The sequence below is a fragment of the Pseudomonas sp. NUPR-001 genome, from assembly GCF_052147955.1.
GTDB lineage: Bacteria > Pseudomonadota > Gammaproteobacteria > Pseudomonadales > Pseudomonadaceae > Aquipseudomonas.
In genome coordinates this window covers 1082598-1096795 of sequence record NZ_CP197353.1, presented here as the reverse complement: position 1 = coordinate 1096795, position 14198 = coordinate 1082598, and the positions used below count along the sequence as shown (strand labels likewise).

At 60.2% G+C, this 14198-nt stretch carries 12 protein-coding genes; 4 read left to right on the top strand and 8 right to left on the bottom strand.

Annotation, left to right across the window (positions count from 1 at the left end):
• Window positions 1-69: 69 nt before the first annotated feature.
• The gene (locus ACP6KB_RS05130) at window positions 70-909 is read right to left on the bottom strand and encodes a mechanosensitive ion channel family protein (RefSeq protein ID WP_442112342.1); all 840 of its coding nucleotides are present in this window, start codon (window positions 907-909) and stop codon (window positions 70-72) included.
• A 112-nt stretch (window positions 910-1021) separates the two neighbouring features.
• Entirely contained in the window at window positions 1022-1507 is a 486-nt protein-coding gene (locus ACP6KB_RS05125; protein WP_442112341.1) for a YajQ family cyclic di-GMP-binding protein, read from the bottom strand.
• Window positions 1508-1620: 113 nt separating this feature from the next.
• Here ACP6KB_RS05125 and ACP6KB_RS05120 point away from each other — a divergent pair, with 113 nt between their 5' ends.
• Genes ACP6KB_RS05120 through ACP6KB_RS05110 form a run of 3 tightly spaced genes read left to right on the top strand, consistent with a single transcriptional unit; the run spans window position 1621 to window position 5188 of the window.
• Entirely contained in the window at window positions 1621-2538 is a 918-nt protein-coding gene (locus ACP6KB_RS05120) for a putative 2-dehydropantoate 2-reductase (protein ID WP_442112340.1), read from the top strand.
• A 50-nt stretch (window positions 2539-2588) separates the two neighbouring features.
• A complete protein-coding gene (locus ACP6KB_RS05115) occupies window positions 2589-4625 on the top strand; it encodes a sensor histidine kinase (RefSeq protein ID WP_442112339.1) in 2037 nt (678 codons plus the stop codon).
• Between the two features lie 2 nt (window positions 4626-4627).
• On the top strand, window positions 4628-5188 hold the full coding sequence (locus ACP6KB_RS05110; protein WP_442112338.1) for a cob(I)yrinic acid a,c-diamide adenosyltransferase: 561 nt from the start codon (window positions 4628-4630) through the stop codon (window positions 5186-5188).
• Between the two features lie 67 nt (window positions 5189-5255).
• Here the strand turns inward: ACP6KB_RS05110 and ACP6KB_RS05105 are convergent, their stop codons facing one another.
• The 4 genes from ACP6KB_RS05105 to secA form a co-directional block, all read right to left on the bottom strand.
• Complete coding sequence (locus tag ACP6KB_RS05105) at window positions 5256-6200, bottom strand: Nudix family hydrolase (RefSeq protein ID WP_442112337.1); 945 nt, start codon at window positions 6198-6200, stop codon at window positions 5256-5258.
• Entirely contained in the window at window positions 6197-6829 is a 633-nt protein-coding gene (locus tag ACP6KB_RS05100; RefSeq protein WP_442112336.1) for a glutathione S-transferase family protein, read from the bottom strand. Before ACP6KB_RS05100 ends, ACP6KB_RS05105 begins: the two co-directional genes overlap by 4 nt.
• 84 nt (window positions 6830-6913) lie before the next feature.
• Entirely contained in the window at window positions 6914-8131 is a 1218-nt protein-coding gene (argJ, locus tag ACP6KB_RS05095; protein ID WP_442112335.1) for a bifunctional glutamate N-acetyltransferase/amino-acid acetyltransferase ArgJ, read from the bottom strand.
• A 126-nt stretch (window positions 8132-8257) separates the two neighbouring features.
• A complete protein-coding gene (gene secA, locus ACP6KB_RS05090) occupies window positions 8258-10993 on the bottom strand; it encodes a preprotein translocase subunit SecA (RefSeq protein ID WP_442112334.1) in 2736 nt (911 codons plus the stop codon).
• Between the two features lie 285 nt (window positions 10994-11278).
• Here secA and ACP6KB_RS05085 point away from each other — a divergent pair, with 285 nt between their 5' ends.
• Window positions 11279-11737, top strand: a complete 459-nt coding sequence (locus ACP6KB_RS05085) for a DUF721 domain-containing protein (RefSeq protein ID WP_442112333.1) — start codon at window positions 11279-11281, stop codon at window positions 11735-11737.
• Between the two features lie 196 nt (window positions 11738-11933).
• Here ACP6KB_RS05085 and lpxC read toward each other — a convergent pair whose 3' ends face one another.
• Window positions 11934-12845 carry a UDP-3-O-acyl-N-acetylglucosamine deacetylase gene (lpxC, locus tag ACP6KB_RS05080; protein WP_028943297.1) on the bottom strand — a complete coding sequence of 304 codons (912 nt, stop codon included), beginning with the start codon at window positions 12843-12845 and terminating at the stop codon, window positions 11934-11936.
• Between the two features lie 112 nt (window positions 12846-12957).
• On the bottom strand, window positions 12958-14148 hold the full coding sequence (ftsZ, locus tag ACP6KB_RS05075) for a cell division protein FtsZ (RefSeq protein ID WP_045183523.1): 1191 nt from the start codon (window positions 14146-14148) through the stop codon (window positions 12958-12960).
• Between the last annotated feature and the right edge of the window lie 50 nt (window positions 14149-14198).

Below are 14198 nucleotides of genomic sequence, written 5' to 3'. Positions count from 1 at the left end.
GGCTTGCCCCGCGATAGCGGTGTGTCAGCCAACACCGCATCGCGGGGCAAGCCCGCTCCCACAGACCCCTTACACTGCTGCTTCTTGCACCACGCGGATAACCCGCTGCGGGAACGGGATGTCGATCCCCTCTTCCTTCAGACGGTCACGCGCATGCTCGTTGAGCATGAACATCACATCCCAGTAGTCAGCGGTATTGACCCAGATCCGCAACGACAAGGTGATCGAGCTGTCACCCAGCAACGAAACCACCGCCTGAGGCGCCGGATCCTGGTGCACGCGTGGGTCTTTGGCCAGCTCCAGCAACACCTGACGGGCCTTCTGCAGGTCGGCTTCGTAATCAACACCGACATCGAACACCACCTTGCGGGTCGGCTGACGGTTGGTGTTGGTGATGATGCCGTTGGACAGGCTGCCGTTAGGCAGGATCACGGTTTTGTTGTCACCGGTACGCAGCACGGTGTGGAAGATCTGGATGCTGTCCACGGTCCCGGCAACGCCTTGGGCTTCAATCCAGTCACCCAGACGAAACGGACGGAACAACAGGATCAACACGCCACCGGCGAAGTTCGACAGGCTGCCTTGCAGGGCCAGACCAATGGCCAGACCCGCCGCACCGATAGCGGCAACGAACGACGTGGTTTCGATACCAATCATCGAAGCGACGCTGATGACCAGCAGAATCTTCAGAATGATATTGGCCAGGCTGGTGATAAAGCCCTGCAGCGCGCGGTCGGTATTACGCAATGCCACCAGTTTGCCCAGATGGGCGGACACTTTGTTGGTCACCCACCAGCCAATCGCCAGGGTCAGCAATGCCAGCAAAAAGCGGCTGCCGTACTCCATGATCAACGGCAGCCAGGTTTGCGAGGTTTTCACCAGCTGATCGACTTCAGCACTTAAATCCATAATGTTCTCCTGATGCCGAGCGGCAAAAGCTGTATAAATCACGCCGCAATCGTTTCAGCGGCACCAGAGACCTCGGACGCCAAAACGGCGCCAAGGTTCCGAAGTGCATCGATCAGTCGCGGAAGTTGTTGAACTGCAGCGGCATGCCGAATTCCTTGGCGCGCAGTGCAGCGATGGCTTCCTGCAGGTCGTCACGTTTTTTGCCGGTGACCCGTACCTGCTCGCCTTGAATGGCGGCCTGAACCTTGAGCTTGGCTTCTTTGATATGCGCGACGATCTTCTTCGCCAGCTCTTTATCGATGCCTTCTTTAAGGGTGGCTTCCTGCTTCATCACCTTGCCCGATGGGTAGGCATCCTTCACTTCCAGGCACTGAACGTCGATCTTGCGCTTGATCAGGGCCATCTTGAGGATTTCGATCATCGCTTCGAGCTGGAACTCAGCTTCGGCGGTCAGGCCAACCGTCAGCTCTTTCTCTTTGAAATCGAAGCTACCCTTGCCCTTGAGGTCATAACGACGGTCCAGTTCTTTGATCGCGTTGTCTACGGCGTTGGTGACTTCGTGCTTGTCCAGTTCCGATACCACGTCGAACGACGGCATACCTTCTCTCCAAAAAATAAACGCACGCACCTGGCTCTAACGAAAGAGCGCGATGGAGCGCGCAGGGTTTGACGGTTAAAATACCGGCTCATTATAACGGTTGCGAAACGCTGATGAGCAGCACCTGGCATATTCTCGGCGCAGGCAGTCTGGGCAGCCTCTGGGCCTGCCGACTGGCCCGTGCAGGTAAAGCGGTCCGTTTGATCCTGCGAGACACCGCGCGGCTTGAGGCGTACGAGGCCAGCGGCGGGCTGACCCTGATCGAAAAGGGCCAGGCACAACAGCACGCCATTCCGGCCCAAACCGCAGACGACAACACGCCCATTCATCGCTTATTGGTGGCGTGCAAAGCCTACGATGCCGAACAGGCCGTGGCCCAGATAGCGCCTCGCCTGGCCCATGGCGCCGATCTGATTCTGTTACAGAACGGCCTGGGCAGCCAGGATGCGGTGGCCAACCAAGTACCCCACGCCCGCTGCATTTTTGCCTCCAGCACCGAAGGCGCTTTTCGCGAAGCAGACTGGCAGGTCAACTTTGCCGGGCACGGCTTCAACTGGTTGGGCGATCAGGCCAATCCAGCATTGCCCGAATGGCTCGACGATCTGTCTGATGCCGGTATTCCCCATCAGTGGACGCCCGACATCCTCACCCGCCTGTGGCGCAAACTGGCCCTGAACTGCGCGATCAATCCGCTGACCGTGCTGCACGACTGCCGCAACGGTGGCCTGGAGTTGCACCACTGTGAAGTGGCCACGCTGTGCGCCGAACTCACTGAATTGCTGCGATGCTGTGGTCAACCGCAGGCAGCCGAGGGCTTGAGTGAAGAAGTCGAACGCGTGATCAAGGCCACCGCCGCCAACTACTCTTCCATGTATCAGGATGTTCGCCAGGGTCGGCGCACCGAAATCCACTACCTGCTCGGTCACGCCTGCCGCGTCGCCAGCCGCCATGGTCTTGAGCTTGCGCACCTGGAGCGCCTCTATCGGCGCCTGCTTGAGCACCTGAACGCGCGCGGATTGCCCTGCGACTGAACGCAGCGTTACCCTGCCCTCTCACCAACAGACCAGGATCCCGCTTTCACATGACGCTGCGCGAACGCCTGGAGAACCTGCCGGTCGGCCAGAAACTGCTGGCCGCCCTGCTGGTACTGTTGATCACCATTTTGCTGGTGGCCAACCTGACCTTCATCAGCGCCGCCTACTGGATTTCCCAGGAAAGCATGGCGCCACAAGCCCTGCAGACCATCGGTCGGCTGGTGGCCAATCCTGAGCTTTCCAGCAAGGCCGCCGACTCCCCCGAAGCGGCTGACGCCCTGCTCAAAGAGCTCGACAGCTACACCCCGCTGCGTGCAGCGGCCGTGTATGGCAGCGACGGCAAACTGCTCGCGCAGCTGCAACACGGTGAGCAACTGCCCCTGCCCACCCGCTACCGGCACATTGAGAACTGGCGCGTCACCGAGTTTCGCAGCACGCAGTTGACCAAGCTGCCGCGACCGGGCAGCCCTCCCGGCTACCTGCTGATGGTTGCCAGCAGCGAACTGCCGATGGCCTTCTACACCGGCATTCTCACCGCCAGCCTGGGCATTCTGGTGTTCAGTGTGCTGCTGTGGATGATCATCGCCCGGCAGATCAAGCGCCTGATCACCCAACCGATCAACCAGCTCGAACAGCTCTCGCGCCAGGTCACCCGCGAAGAGAATTACGCGCTGCGCGCCCAGCGCGGCAATGACGACGAAATCGGCAGCCTGGCCGATGCGTTCAACACCATGCTTTCACGTATCGAAGCCCGCGAGCAGCAGCTCAAGCGCGCCCGTGACGAGTTCCAGGAGGCTTACGACCAAGCCCAGGGCCTGGCCGTGGAGACCCGCCACACCAACCGTAAACTGGAACTTGAAGTTCAGGTGCGCAGCAAAATCGAGAAAAAGCTCACCGGATTCCAGAACTACCTCAACAGCATCATCGACTCCATGCCGTCGGCGCTGATCGCTCTCGACGAACAGCTGTACGTGACCCAGTGGAACCAGGAAGCCAGTGCCCTGTCTGGCACACCGCTGGACGAAGCGCTGAACCAGCCGATTTTCCTCGCCTTCGAGCCGCTCAAGCCGTTCTTGCCACAGCTCAAGGAAAGCGTCGAGAAGCACCGGGTAGCAAAAATTGAACGGGTGACCTGGACCAAAGGCGAGGATGCCCGCCACTACGCCCTGACCTTCTACCCGTTGATGGGCGGCGGCGGACGCGGCGTGGTGATCCGTATCGACGACATTACCCAGCGCCTGTCACTGGAAGAAATGATGGTGCAGTCGGAGAAGATGCTTTCGGTGGGCGGCCTGGCGGCCGGTATGGCTCACGAAATCAACAACCCGTTGGGGGCGATCCTGCACAACGTGCAGAACATCCGTCGGCGCCTGTCGCCGGACCTTGCGAAAAATCAGGAACAGGCAGACGAACTGGGCATCGACCTGCCGGTGGTCAACCGCTACCTGGAAAGCCGCGAAGTACCGCAGTTGCTCGACGGCATCCAACAAGCCGGGGCGCGTGCGGCGAAAATCGTCACCCACATGCTCAGCTTCAGCCGTCGCAGCAACCGCCAGCTGGCGCCTTGCGACCTGCCTGCACTGATCGACCAGGCGGTAGAAATTGCCGGTAACGACTTCGACCTGACCATTGGCTTCGACTTCAAAGGCCAAGCCATCATCCGCCAGTTCGACCCTAACCTGGGGCCGGTGCCCTGCACCGCCAACGAACTGGAGCAAGTGCTGCTCAACCTGTTGAAAAACGCCGCCCAGGCCATCCACCTGCGCGAAGACGACAGCGAACCGGGGCGCATTATTCTGCGCACCCGGCTCAACCCGCCGTGGGCAGAGATTCAGGTGGAAGACAACGGTGTCGGCATGCCTGAGGCGGTGCGCAAACGGACCTTCGAGCCGTTCTTCACCACCAAGGAAATCGGCCAGGGCACAGGGTTGGGCCTGTCGGTGTCGTACTTCATCATTACCAACAACCACAAAGGCCAGATGGAAGTGCAGTCGGCACCGGGTCAGGGCACCTGCTTTACCTTGCGCCTGCCACTGGCCAACAGCTCGCCGACCGGGGCCGAGCCACTGAAAAGGGAGTCATGAACATGGGCTTTCGCTTGTCGAAAATCTACACCCGCACCGGCGACAAGGGCGAAACCGGCCTGGGCGATGGCCGCCGGGTGCCCAAGGATCACCCGCGTATCGAGGCGATTGGCGAGGTCGACAGCCTCAACAGCCAGCTCGGCCTGCTGCTGGCCGGGCTGGCCGAACACGGCCTGGAAGAAGTCATCGAGGTTTTGGCACCTTGCCAGCATCGGCTGTTCGACCTGGGTGGTGAATTGGCGATGCCCAGCTACCAGGCACTGAACAGCATCGAAGTGGAGCGCCTGGAAGCCGCTATCGACCGCTGGAATGAAGAGCTGGGGCCGCTGGAAAACTTCATCCTGCCCAGTGGTTCTGCGCTGATCGCCCAGGCCCATGTGTGCCGGAGCCTGGCACGTAGTGCCGAACGGCGGTGTCAGCAATTGAACAGCGTTGAGCCGCTGGCCGGGGTTGGCCTGGCTTATATCAATCGGTTGTCGGATTTGCTGTTTGTGGCAGCGCGCTTGATCGGGCGGCGCCAGGGGGTGGCTGAGGTGCTTTGGCAGGCGGCGGCGAAGCCTTGAGGGCCTCATCGCGGGGCAAGCCCGCTCCCACCGAACACTGTAGGAGCGGGCTTGCCCCGCGATGCAGTCAAACCTCAGGCCAGAACGCGCGAATCCCAGCCACGCCCTGAGCACCATGCAACCAGGCTTTCTCACGCTCGGCTGCACCAACACCACCGAGCAGATACACCGGCTTGCTAAAACCGTCGATCAACTGCCGGGCCTGCTCCCAGCCAAGCGGCTGAGCGTCAGGATGGGTCTGGGTTGCCTGCACTGGCGACAAGGTGACGAAATCCACACCCATCTGCTCGGCCAATGCCAGTTCCTCAGCACTGTGGCAAGAAGCCGCCAACCAGCGTTCTTTGGGGAACGGTCGGCCCTTGCTGGCGTACTTGCGCAGTTGCTCGGAGGTCAGGTGCCAGCCCGCCGAAGGGAAGTCCCCCAGCCACTCCAGCGGCCCTTTGAGCATCAGTTGCGCCTTGCCTGCACACAGGCCTACGGCATCCACCGCCACGTCACGGTACTTGGGGTCGTACATGTTCGGCGCACGCAGTTGAACCAGTTTGATCCCGCCAGCAATGGCCTTTTGAATACCGCGCAGCATGTGCGGCACTTCCAGGCCGTCCGGGGTAATCAGGTACTCACCCGGCAAGCGTGCCGCTGCGACGATCGGCTGATTGGCCGCCGGGAACTCATACTGCGGCAACTCACGGGTGGTGACCCAGGCCAGTGGTTGGCCTTCGGCGCCATGGGGTTCGCCGGTAAAGCCATCGACTTCCCAAACATCCAGCAATACCTGCTTGTCCGAGTAGTCGTGGTAGATCTTGATCAAGGGCCGCGCGCGGGTGACGACAATGCCCAGCTCTTCATTCAACTCACGGGCCAAGGCAACGTCCACAGCCTCGCCGTCTTCAACCTTGCCGCCCGGGAACTCCCACAGACCGCCCTGGTGCTGGCTATCGGCACGACGGGCAATCAGGATTCGGCCATCGGCGCCGCGAATCACGGCAGCGGCTACATGTATGCGTTTCACCCTTCACGCTCCGCCAGGCCAGCCTTCTGCCAGGCCTGGAAGGCCGGCCACTGGTAGATAGTTTCGATATAGGCAGCCGCTTCGGCGGGCACGTCCACCCGATAGGTACGCAAGCGCACGGCAATCGGGGCGAAGAAGGCATCCGCCAGGCTCGGCGTGCCGAACAGGAACGGACCGGCTGCTTTGGCCGCCAAACGGCATTCCGACCACAGCGCAACAATGCGGTCGATTTCGACCTGCACTTCAAGCGGCATGCTTTCCAGTGCTTGGTCGCGAGACAGGTCAAACGGCATGTTGCCACGCAGGGCAAAGAAGCCGCTGTGCATCTGCGCGCAGGCAGAGCGTGCCTGGGCCCGGGCGGCGACGTCGGTCGGCCACAGGTTGGCCTGTGGATGACGCTCGGCCAGGTATTCGGCAATCGCCAGGGAATCGGCAATGGTGCCGTGCTCACACTTGAGCAGCGGCACTTTGGCAGTCGGCGAGTACTTCAGCAGCCGCGCACGGGTGTCGGGCTGGTTGAGTTTGATCAGGGTTTCTTCAAAGGTAGCGCCAGCCAGCTCAAGGGCCAGGAAAGCGCGTAGCGACCAGGAGGAGTAAAGCTTGTCGCCGATGATCAGGTGGTAGCTCATGGTTCGGCTCCATCAGGGGGGACGATCGCGGGGCAAGCCCGCTCCCACCAATTACTGTGGGAGCGGGCTTGCCCCGCGAAAAGGTCAGGTACGGTACTCAGCGTTGATCTTCACGTACTCGTGGGACAGGTCAGTCGTCCAGATGGTTTCGCTGCACTGGCCACGGCCCAGTTCGATACGGATGGTGATTTCTTCTTCAGCCATCACCGCTGCACCCTGCGCTTCAGTGTAGGTGGCGCTGCGCCCGCCTTTGCTGGCGATGCACACATCTCCCAGGTACACGTCGATCAGGCTGACATCCAGCTCCGGCACACCGGCACGACCTACCGCGGCGAGAATGCGGCCCCAGTTCGGATCAGAGGCGAACAGCGCAGTCTTGATCAGTGGCGAGTGGGCCACCGCATAACCGACGTCCAGGCACTCCTGGTGGTTGCCGCCGCCGTTGACTTCAACGGTGACAAACTTGGTCGCGCCTTCACCGTCACGAACGATGGCCTGGGCCACTTCCATGCACACCTCGAACACGGCTTTTTTCAGCGCTTCGAACAATGGGCCGCGGGCTTCGGTCACTTCAGCGACGTTGGCCTTGCCGGTAGCGATCAACATGCAGCAATCGTTGGTCGAGGTATCGCCATCGATGGTGATGCGGTTGAACGACTTGTTGGCGCCATCGAGCATCAGGTCCTTGAGCACCTGCGGGGCAACCTTGGCGTCGGTGGCGATGTAGCCAAGCATGGTGGCCATGTTCGGACGGATCATCCCGGCGCCCTTGCTGATACCGGTGACAGTGATGGTCACGCCATCATGCTGGAACTGGCGGCTGGCGCCTTTAGGCAGGGTGTCGGTGGTCATGATGCCGGTGGCGGCAGCGGCCCAGTTGTTTTCCGACAGGTCATCCAGGGCCGCCTGCAGCGCGCCTTCGATTTTTTCCACCGGCAGCGGTTCACCGATGACACCGGTGGAGAATGGCAGCACGGCGCTGGCATCGACCCCGGTCAGCTCGGCCAGTTTGGCGCAGGTGCGCTCGGCAGCGGCCAGGCCCGGAGCGCCGGTACCGGCGTTGGCATTACCGGTGTTGGTCAGCAGGTAACGCACGGTGCCCTGCACGCGCTGCTTGGCGAGGATCACTGGCGCTGCGCAAAAGGCGTTGAGGGTGAACACGCCAGCCACACTGGAGCCTTCGGCGCAGCGCATGACCACTACATCCTTGCGCCCCGGGCGCTTGATACCCGCAGAGGCGATGCCGAGTTCAAAACCTGGAACCGGGTGCAACGTTGGCAAAGGACCAAGACCAACAGCCATGAAAGCGCTCCTAGAAAAAAGTACACCGGGGCGAATAGGCCGGTGCTTGAGATGGAACAACGCCGCGACGGTCAAGACCGGCGCGGCGTGGTGTTCGTGAGTCAGTGAACGGCCGGGCAGACGACGTTAGTTGATCTGGCCGTGGCAGTGCTTGAACTTTTTGCCCGAACCACACCAGCACAGTTCGTTACGGCCCAGTTTCAGGTCGTTGCGCACCGGAGCGGCGGCGACGGCGACTTCAGCGCCCTCTTCCTGCTCCTGGTTTTGCTCAAGGCCCGGTGCTGCAGCGTGCTGGAATTGCATGCGTGCTGCCAGCTCCTCGGCCTCGCGGCGCAGACGGGCTTCTTCTTCGGCCGGATCTTCGCGGCGTACCTGAACGTGCGAGAGCACACGAATGGTGTCGCGCTTGATCGAATCGAGCAGTTCCTGGAACAGTGCGAACGACTCGCGCTTGTACTCCTGCTTCGGGTTCTTCTGCGCATAGCCGCGCAGGTGGATACCGTGACGCAGGTGGTCCATGGTCGACAGGTGGTCTTTCCACAGGTCGTCCAGTACGCGCAGCAGAATCTGCTTCTCGAAGGTACGCAGCGCTTCGGCACTGGCCTGCTCTTCTTTCTCATTGTAGGCCGCCAACAGCTCGGTCATGAGTTTTTCGCGCAGGGTTTCTTCGTACAGGTGATCGTCTTCGTCGAGCCATTGCTGGATCGGCAGCTTGACCCCGAAATCGCTGGCCAGCGCCGCTTCCAGACCCGCCACGTCCCATTGTTCAGGCAACGACTGCGGTGGAATGTGCTGGGCGACGGTGGCGTCGAGCACTTCCTGACGGAACTCGGCGATGGTGTCACCAATGTTGTCAGCGGCCAGCAGGCTGTTACGCATGTGGTAGATGACTTTACGTTGTTCGTTGGCTACGTCGTCGAATTCGAGCAGTTGCTTACGAATGTCGAAGTTGCGACCTTCGACCTTGCGCTGCGCTTTTTCGATGGCGTTGGTGACCATGCGGTGCTCGATCGCTTCACCGGACTGCATGCCCAGTGCCTTCATGAAGTTCTTCACCCGATCAGAGGCGAAGATACGCATCAGGCTGTCTTCCAGCGACAGGTAGAAGCGGCTGGAACCCGGGTCACCCTGACGGCCGGCACGACCACGCAGCTGGTTGTCGATACGGCGCGATTCGTGGCGCTCGGAAGCGATGACATGCAGGCCACCGGACTCGATCACCTGCTGGTGACGTTTCTGCCAGTCGGCCTTGATTTGCGCGATCTGCTCAGGGGTCGGGTTTTCCATGGCCGCGACTTCCACTTCCCAGTTACCGCCCAGGAGGATGTCGGTACCACGACCGGCCATGTTGGTAGCGATGGTCAGCGCCCCCGGACGACCGGCCTGGGCAATGATCTCGGCTTCTTTTTCGTGGTACTTGGCGTTCAGTACCTTGTGATCGATGCCTTCCTTCTTGAGCAGGTTGGACATGTGCTCGGAAGTTTCGATGGTGGCCGTACCGACCAGCACCGGGCGACCCTGCGCCATGCTTTCCTTGATGTCGGCAATGATCGCCGCGTACTTCTCGTCGGCAGTCAGATAAACCAGGTCGTTGAAGTCCTTACGGGCCAGCGGCTTGTTCGGCGGAATGACCATAACGTTGAGGTTATAGATCTGGGCGAACTCGAAGGCTTCGGTGTCAGCGGTACCGGTCATGCCGGACAGCTTGTTGTACAGACGGAAGTAGTTCTGGAAGGTGGTCGATGCCAGGGTCTGGCTTTCGGCCTGGATGTTCAGGTTTTCCTTCGCTTCGATGGCCTGGTGCAGGCCTTCGGACAGACGGCGGCCCGGCATGGTACGGCCGGTGTGCTCGTCAATCAGCAGAATCTGACCGTCCTGGACGATGTATTCGACGTTGCGATGGAACAGCTTGTGCGCGCGCAGGCCGGCATAAACGTGGGTCAGCAGGCCCAGGTTGTGCGCGGAGTAGAGGCTCTCGCCTTCAGCCAGCAGGCCGACCTGAGTGAGCATCTCTTCGATGTACTGGTGACCGGCTTCGTTGAGTTCGACCTGACGGCTTTTCTCATCGATGCTGTAGTGGCCTTCCTGGGTAACCTGGCCTTCGACTTCTTCGATGTGCTGCTTCAGGCGCGGGATCAGTTTGTTGATCTCGATGTACAGCTTGGAGCTGTCTTCAGCCTGACCGGAAATGATCAGCGGAGTACGGGCTTCGTCGATCAGGATGGAGTCGACTTCGTCGATCACGGCGAAATTCAGCTCGCGCTGGAATTTCTCTTCCATGCTGAACGCCATGTTGTCGCGCAGGTAGTCGAAACCGAATTCGTTGTTGGTACCGTAGGTGATATCGGCAGCATAGGCAGCGCGCTTTTCTTCCGGCGGCTGGAACGGCGTAACGACGCCGACAGTCAGGCCGAGGAATTCATACAGCGGGCGCATCCAGTTGGCGTCACGGCGGGCCAGGTAGTCGTTGACCGTGACCACGTGCACACCCTTGCCGGACAGTGCATTGAGGTACACGCCCAGGGTTGCGACCAAGGTCTTGCCTTCACCGGTGCGCATTTCTGCGATAGTGCCTTCGTGCAAGGCCATGCCGCCGATCAACTGGACGTCGAAGTGGCGCATGCCCATGACCCGCTTGCCAGCCTCACGCGCGACGGCGAAGGCTTCTGGCAGCAGTTGGTCGAGGGTCTCGCCTTTGGCCAGGCGCTCTTTGAACTCTGCGGTTTTGCCGCGCAGCTGTTCGTCCGAGAGGGCCACCATCTTCTCTTCGAAGGCATTGACGGACTGCACCGCCTTGAGCAGGCGTTTCACCTCACGCTCGTTCTTGCTTCCAAAAAGTTTTTTTAACAAAGGCGCAAACATATCGGCAGGATCTTCCACACATAGGGATGGAGGGCGGCCCCGTGAGTCGCCCGTGCAGCCCTTATGGCCGCATGCGAACGAGCATTCTACCCGGAAACGACGGTGAGGAAAGTGGCGGATTTCCACGATGCTGGCACAGCGCCTTTGACGGGGCTTTTAAACAATAAGGGCTTTTTTCACAACTTCAACCCATTGGCAACATGAAGTTTTTCAGCGGGCCCCCAGACAAGGCGCATGCCGGGGTATCTGATAAGATGGCGGAACTGTAACTTCAGGTGTCCCTACATGGCTTTTCGCCCCCTGCCGGCCCGTGCCCCCGCCGTACTGCTGCGCGAAGCCCGGCCGCTCAAAGCCTTGTTCAGCCGGGCCCAGCGTCTGGCACAACTGCAAAAACTGCTCGACAGCCAGCTGCAGCCCGCAGCACGTGAGCATTGTCACATTGCCTCCTGGCGCGAAGGTGTACTGCTGCTGGTGGTCACCGATGGCCATTGGGCGACCCGCCTGCGCTACCAGCAAAAACGCCTGCAGCGGCAGTTACAGGAGCTGGAAGCCTTTGCCGGTTTGACACGCATTCTGTTCAAAGTGCAGCCGCCGGTTACCCAAAGTCGTGCGACCGGTCATACGGTTGACCTTTCCAGCCAGGCCGTGGAGAGCATTCAGGCAACGGCTGAAGGCATCAGCGACCCGAAACTGCGCGCAGCGCTGGAGCGCCTGGCCAGCCATACCCGCAAAACAGACCGGTAAGAGCGGGTTTTACCCCGCGATTGCGATTTGCCAGTCACATCGCTTCGCGGGGCAAGCCCGCTCCCACAGGCTGAAGCGCACTACCCCGCGATTGCGGTTTGTACCGGGGCAAGCCCGCTCCCACCGGGGCTGCTTGAGCCGCCAATAAAAAAGGCCACCCGAAGGTGGCCTTAATCACTAGAGAGAGTGTTCGAACTTACACTGCCGCAACCGGACGCATGTAAGAGATCGGTGCCGTACTGGCATCTTCGAAAGTCACCACTTCCCAGGCATCTGTTTCCTCGATCAGCTTGCGCAGCAGCTGGTTGTTCAGCGCGTGTCCGGACTTGTAGCCCTTGAACTCGCCGATCAGGCTGTTGCCCAGCAGGTAGAGGTCGCCGATGGCGTCGAGGATCTTGTGCTTGACGAATTCGTCTTCGTAACGAAGGCCGTCTTCATTGAGCACGCCGTCCTTGTCGACCACAATGGCGTTTTCCACGCTGCCGCCGAGTGCGAGGTTGTGCTTGCGCAGGTACTCGATATCGCTCATGAACCCGAAGGTACGGGCGCGGCTGACTTCCTTCACGAACGAGGTGCTGGAAAAGTCCACGCTGGCACTTTGAGTCCGGTTACGGAACACCGGGTGATCGAAATCGATCTCGAAACTCACCTTGAATCCGTCGAACGGCAGGAAAGTAGCGCGCTTGTCGCCATCTTCCACTGTCACTTCGCGCAGAATGCGGATGAATTTCTTGGCTGCGTCCTGTTCTTCCAGGCCGGCAGATTGAATCAGGAATACGAAGGGTCCTGCGCTACCGTCCATGATCGGCACTTCGGACGCGGAGAGCTCGACGTAGGCGTTATCGATGCCCAGGCCAGCCATGGCCGAGAGCAAGTGCTCAACCGTGTCTACCTTGGTATCGCCATTGACCAGTGTCGTGGACATGGTGGTCTCACCGACATTTGCCGCGCGGGCAGGAATTTCCACCACGGGGTCGAGGTCGGCACGGCGAAATACGATGCCGGTATCCACAGGTGCAGGTTTGAGGGTCAGGTAAACCTTTTCCCCGGAGTGCAGGCCGACACCTGTGGCACGGATAATATTCTTCAGGGTGCGTTGTTTAATCATGGCATTGGCCGCTTCAGCGCAAATTGCGAACTGGTATCAACAAAGGCTGAGGATAATACCAGACCCGGCCTTTGCTGAACACCAATCACCCTTATACCCCTGATAAATTTCATCAATCGGCCTGACGACGCAGGAAAGCTGGAATGTCCAGATAGTCCAGATCGTCTTGCGGATTGAGCTTGGCAGCCGCGGCAGCACCGGCGTGCGCCTGATTGCGCATGACGGTCGGACGCTCCAGATCGCGGTAGTTCACCGACGATTGCTCCTGACGAACAGGGGCTGGGGCGGCAGTCTGCATGGCAGCCGTTTGCATGGTGTTATCGATAACCTTGACCGGCTTCTCGATTTTCGCGCCCAGACCAGTGGCAACCACGGTCACGTGCAATTCGTCACGCATGTCCGGATCGATAACGGTACCGACCTTGACCATGGCGTGATCGGAAGCGAAGGCTTCGATGATGCTACCGACATCCGAGTATTCACCCAGCGACAGGTCAGGACCTGCGGTGATGTTGACCAGGATACCGCGGGCGCCCTGCAGGTTGACGTCTTCGAGCAGCGGGTTGCGAATCGCCGCTTCGGTGGCTTCACGTGCACGGTTCGGACCGCTGGCGCAGCCAGTGCCCATCATTGCCATGCCCATTTCGCTCATCACGGTACGAACGTCGGCGAAGTCGACGTTGATCATGCCCGGACGCTTGATGATGTCGGAGATACCGCGAACGGCACCGGCCAGTACGTCGTCAGCCTTGGCGAAGGCGGACAGCAGGCTGGCGTCTTTGCCGAGGATGGTCAGCAGTTTTTCGTTCGGGATGGTGATCAGCGAGTCGACGCTGTCTGCCAGTGCACGGATGCCTTCATCGGCGATCTGCATTCGCTTGCGGCCTTCGAACGGGAACGGACGGGTCACCACCGCAACGGTGAGGATACCCAGTTCCTTGGCCACTTCGGCGATGATCGGCGCAGCACCGGTACCGGTACCACCGCCCATGCCCGTAGTAATGAACACCATGTTGGTGCCCTGCAGTACCTCGGCAATACGCTCACGGTCTTCCAGAGCGGCCTGACGGCCCACTTCCGGATTAGCGCCAGCACCCAGTCCCTTGGTTACGCCGGTGCCCAGTTGCAAAATGGTGCGTGCGCCGATGTTTTTCAGCGCTTGAGCATCGGTGTTGGCGCAGATGAACTCGACGCCTTCGATGTTGCTCTTGACCATGTGATTGACGGCGTTGCCACCGCCGCCACCGACGCCGATCACTTTAATGACCGGACTTTGCGGGACGTTGTCTACGAGCTCGAACATTTTCCCTCTCCTTACAGTTCTCTAGTTTTTGCGCCTACTACTACTGCTTT

Bases quoted from the DNA above. Each gene is read 5' to 3' on its own strand.
- ACP6KB_RS05130 (WP_442112342.1), bottom strand. From the start codon at position 909: ATGGATTTAAGTGCTGAAGTCGATCAGCTGGTGAAAACCTCGCAAACC.
- ACP6KB_RS05125 (WP_442112341.1), bottom strand. From the start codon at position 1,507: ATGCCGTCGTTCGACGTGGTATCGGAACTGGACAAGCACGAAGTCACC.
- ACP6KB_RS05120 (WP_442112340.1), top strand. From the start codon at position 1,621: ATGAGCAGCACCTGGCATATTCTCGGCGCAGGCAGTCTGGGCAGCCTC.
- ACP6KB_RS05115 (WP_442112339.1), top strand. From the start codon at position 2,589: ATGACGCTGCGCGAACGCCTGGAGAACCTGCCGGTCGGCCAGAAACTG.
- ACP6KB_RS05110 (WP_442112338.1), top strand. From the start codon at position 4,628: ATGGGCTTTCGCTTGTCGAAAATCTACACCCGCACCGGCGACAAGGGC.
- ACP6KB_RS05100 (WP_442112336.1), bottom strand. From the start codon at position 6,829: ATGAGCTACCACCTGATCATCGGCGACAAGCTTTACTCCTCCTGGTCG.
- argJ (WP_442112335.1), bottom strand. From the start codon at position 8,131: ATGGCTGTTGGTCTTGGTCCTTTGCCAACGTTGCACCCGGTTCCAGGT.
- secA (WP_442112334.1), bottom strand. From the start codon at position 10,993: ATGTTTGCGCCTTTGTTAAAAAAACTTTTTGGAAGCAAGAACGAGCGT.
- ACP6KB_RS05085 (WP_442112333.1), top strand. From the start codon at position 11,279: ATGGCTTTTCGCCCCCTGCCGGCCCGTGCCCCCGCCGTACTGCTGCGC.
- lpxC (WP_028943297.1), bottom strand. From the start codon at position 12,845: ATGATTAAACAACGCACCCTGAAGAATATTATCCGTGCCACAGGTGTC.
- ftsZ (WP_045183523.1), bottom strand. From the start codon at position 14,148: ATGTTCGAGCTCGTAGACAACGTCCCGCAAAGTCCGGTCATTAAAGTG.